This is a genomic window from Microcystis sp. LE19-195.1E (assembly GCF_027532095.1).
Classification (GTDB): Bacteria; Cyanobacteriota; Cyanobacteriia; order Cyanobacteriales; family Microcystaceae; genus Microcystis; species Microcystis aeruginosa.
The window spans coordinates 1-3,368 of record NZ_JAPZSZ010000041.1; the positions used below are offsets into that span (position 1 = coordinate 1).

4 protein-coding genes are annotated in these 3,368 nt (G+C 44.7%); 1 reads left to right on the plus strand and 3 read right to left on the minus strand.

The annotated features are described in order from the left end of the window. Nucleotides 1-348: 348 nt before the first annotated feature. Entirely contained in the window at nt 349-1,401 is a 1,053-nt protein-coding gene (locus O9300_RS02830) for a 6-bladed beta-propeller (RefSeq protein ID WP_287969921.1), read from the plus strand. A gap of 64 nt (nt 1,402-1,465) precedes the next feature. On the opposite strand, the gene O9300_RS02835 is transcribed toward O9300_RS02830, so the two are convergent. From O9300_RS02835 to O9300_RS02845, 3 genes are read right to left on the minus strand one after another with little or no spacing between them, the layout of a single operon-like run. Beyond that, nucleotides 1,466-2,266: an Rpn family recombination-promoting nuclease/putative transposase gene (locus O9300_RS02835; protein WP_287969922.1), complete on the minus strand. Its 801-nt coding sequence runs from the start codon at nt 2,264-2,266 to the stop codon at nt 1,466-1,468. Then, the gene (locus O9300_RS02840) at nt 2,267-2,434 is read right to left on the minus strand and encodes a hypothetical protein (protein WP_199328878.1); all 168 of its coding nucleotides are present in this window, start codon (nt 2,432-2,434) and stop codon (nt 2,267-2,269) included. A 22-nt stretch (nt 2,435-2,456) separates the two neighbouring features. Then, nucleotides 2,457-3,296, minus strand: a complete 840-nt coding sequence (locus O9300_RS02845; protein WP_287969923.1) for an Rpn family recombination-promoting nuclease/putative transposase — start codon at nt 3,294-3,296, stop codon at nt 2,457-2,459. Nucleotides 3,297-3,368 lie beyond the last annotated feature (72 nt).

The following is a 3,368-nucleotide window of genomic DNA, read 5'->3' on the forward strand; positions in this document are numbered from 1 at the left end:
TTGTATAGTAAGACTTTTAGCGATTACTAAGAATTATGAAGTGTCACACTCTAGTCAGCGATCGCCAGCTTAATGAGAGTTTATCTCAATAATTTGGTATCAGAGCTATCAGATTTTTAGGGCTAATTGTGCATCTGCTGGTCAAACAAATTAGCCTGTAATTCAGAGCCGGCAATCGTTTTGACGATTTAGATAAAATTTTCAATGTGACACTTTAGGGTGCGGAATGTGGGTTTTTAGATTTATTCAGCAAGCCCTAGATAGCGGCAAATTTGTCACATCTTCCCAGAAATTTCTTGACAATTGCTAGAGGAAAGGGTATATTAAGGGCAGATTTTCTGAAGTTTTATGTCCCTATCTAAAGTTATCAATCATGGGGGGCGGGAGAAGCGTAGCTTATCAAAGGCTCTGCTGAAATCCTTTTCCCTAGTCACGGCCACTGCGGTCGGATGTATTAGTATCGCCACCAGTGCCACTGCGGCCAGTTTTTACTTCGCTTTCGGTAGCTCTGGTACGGGGGACGGTGAGTTCAATTTCCCCTCCGCTATCGCTGTCGATAGCGGGGGTAATATCTATGTAGCCGATACGTTCAACGATCGCGTACAGGTATTCAACCCCAGTGGTGTCTTCCAGTCCACTTTCGGTAGCAAAGGTTCGGGGGACGGTCAGTTCTCGACCCCCTACGGTATCGTCGTCGGTAGCGGTGGTAATATCTATGTAGCCGATACGGACAACGCTCGCGTACAGGTATTCAACCCCAGTGGTGTCTTCCAGTCCGCTTTCGGTAGCAAAGGTTCGGGGGACGGTCAGTTCCAAGGCCCCTACGGTATCGCGGTCGGTAGCAGTGGTAATATCTATGTAGCCGATACGGGCAACAATCGCGTACAGGTATTCAACCCCAGTGGTGTCTTCCAGTCCGCTTTCGGTAGCCATGGTTCGGGGGACGGTCAGTTCGATGGACTCCAAGCTATCGCCTTCGATAGCAGTGGTAATATCTATGTAGCCGATACGTTCAACAATCGCGTACAGGTATTCAACCCCAGTGGTGTCTTCCAGTCCGCTTTCGGTAGCCAAGGTTCGGGGGACGGTCAGTTCGAAGCCCCCTTCAGTATCGCTGTCGATGGCAGCGGTAATATCTATGTGGCCGATACGTTCAACGATCGCGTACAGGTATTCAACCCCAGTGGTGTCTTCCAGTTCGCTTTCGGTAGCCAAGGTATGGGGAACGGTGAGTTCAGTATGCCCCAAGGTATCGCTGTCGGTAGCGGTGGTAATATCTATGTAGCCGATACGGTCAACAATCGCGTACAGGTATTCAGAACGCCCGAACCTTCTAGTATTATCGGATTAGGCATACTAGGGGGCGGTTTAGTGGTGCTTCGCCTCGCTAAACGTGGTTAATCGGTGTGGAGTGGGGAGATGAGTTAAAATTTTCCTAATTCCCCACCCTTTGCGGTTAAAAGCTTTAATTGTCCTGCTGCCTTTGTAAGTCCTCGATAGTTGCGGGGGATAAATCGGTAAATCGGGCAATTTCTGGGATAGGACAGCCAGCAGATAGCATTTTTAGAGCAATTTGTCGAGCTTTTTCTTCTTTGCCTTCCTCTTTGCCTTCCTCTTTGCCTTCCTCTAAAGCTTCTTGATAGACTTTAGTTTCTCTTAGATCACTTAAACTAAACATTTTTTCTATCTCCTTACGGTTTAATTTGGGCAATTTATAAATGAGAATTGTCTCAATTAATTCTAGAATGTCCTCTCTTTTTAAAGACTCCTGGAATTGTTGTCTAACTTGTTGAATCAGTTCTTTTCCTTGCCCTAAGGTGTTGGCTTCCGATTCCACAATTAATTGTAACACTTTTACCCCCAGAGAATCCCCCTCATCTAACTGATTCAGATAATAACAGTTAACCCGGCCTGACTCAAAGAATTCTTGATAACGAGATTTGGGACTATTTTCAATTTCCCGATGGGGATAAATGATCACCCCTTGCCAATTGTTACTAATCTCACTTTGATGAAAATAGAGAAATATTTCACTAAAAAAGCGCGAGTAAAACCGTTCATCTTTTTGAAATTGTACCTCGACAAAGTAAATCGGATCATTCAGGTTATCGGGAAGAAAGACCCCATCTAAACGAAAAGCGAGTTGTTTAACTTCTAGGGAGGAAAATTGATAATGATTGACGGTTTCAGGGGGAAGATTGAGCAAATCAAAGAAACTTTCGGGAAAAGTCTCAAAGAGACGATAGAAAATACTGTCCGTTTTCACTCAATTTTGTCCCTCAATGACTTCTGGTACTTGTTCAATTTCTAAGTCTAAAGCTTGGGCAATTTGTTCTACACTTAATCCTAAGGCTGATAAACGGGGAATAGAGTTTAATTTAGCGGTTAATGCTCCTTCCTCTAAAATATCTTGATAGATGACGGATTCTCTCATAATCTCACTCCGAAGGATTTTTTTAATCGTCTCTCGATTGTAATTCCTCGATCGCGTCGGGGGATAAATCGGTAAATTGGGCGATTTCTGGGATAGGAAAGCCAGCAGATAGCATTTTTAGGGCAATTTGTCGAGCTTTTTCTTCTTTTCCCTCCTCTCTGCCTTCCTCTCTGCCTTCCTCTCTGCCTTCCTCTCTGCCTTCCTCTCTGCCTTCCTCTCTGCCTTCCTCTCTGCCTTCCTCTAAAATATCTTGATAGATGACGGATTCTCTCATAATGTCACTCCGAAGGATTTTTTTAATCGTCTCTCGATTTAATACTAACCCAGCGAGAATACTGGTAGCGGCAGCGAGATTGCTTTGCACCTGTTTTTGGGAGATAGTTTCTAGAGAACGGGACACCTGACTTAACACCTGTTCGGGGTCATCGGTATTGCTGAGGATGGCAAAGGGTAATAAACCGGGATGATGGAAAAATTGCGGCGTATTTTCTTCCCAAAGACGGATGACTTGAAAAGAATGAAAAGTTTCCCCCAGACGGAAAGTATTTTCTTGTACTAGGGGGGAATCACTACGTCGCAGATAAATTACCACTTGACGCATTTGTTTTTGGGGATGACGACGATAGACGCGAAGGCGATAATCGAGCATTCGGAAGGGAATTTTGGAGTCGGGGTCGGTTTGAAATTCGGTATGGAGAATTAATTCCTCTGACTGCAAAAAAATCAGAGAATCGGCGCGAATGGGGTCTAATTGTAATTCCGTCGGGTCGAGGACGGTTAAGGGGAGGGGAGAACCCAATAACCAAGTGGCTAGATCATCGGAGAAGTTTTCGGCGATAAATTTACAAATATTATCAAACATCGTGAACGTTCTGCCTTTGTAATTCCTCGATCGCGTCGGGGGATAAATCAGTAAATTGGGCGATTTCTGGGA

Coding starts and splice junctions, on each gene's coding strand:
- O9300_RS02845 (WP_287969923.1), bottom strand. CDS start 3,296: ATGTTTGATAATATTTGTAAATTTATCGCCGAAAACTTCTCCGATGAT.
- O9300_RS02830 (WP_287969921.1), top strand. CDS start 349: ATGTCCCTATCTAAAGTTATCAATCATGGGGGGCGGGAGAAGCGTAGC.
- O9300_RS02840 (WP_199328878.1), bottom strand. CDS start 2,434: ATGAGAGAATCCGTCATCTATCAAGATATTTTAGAGGAAGGAGCATTA.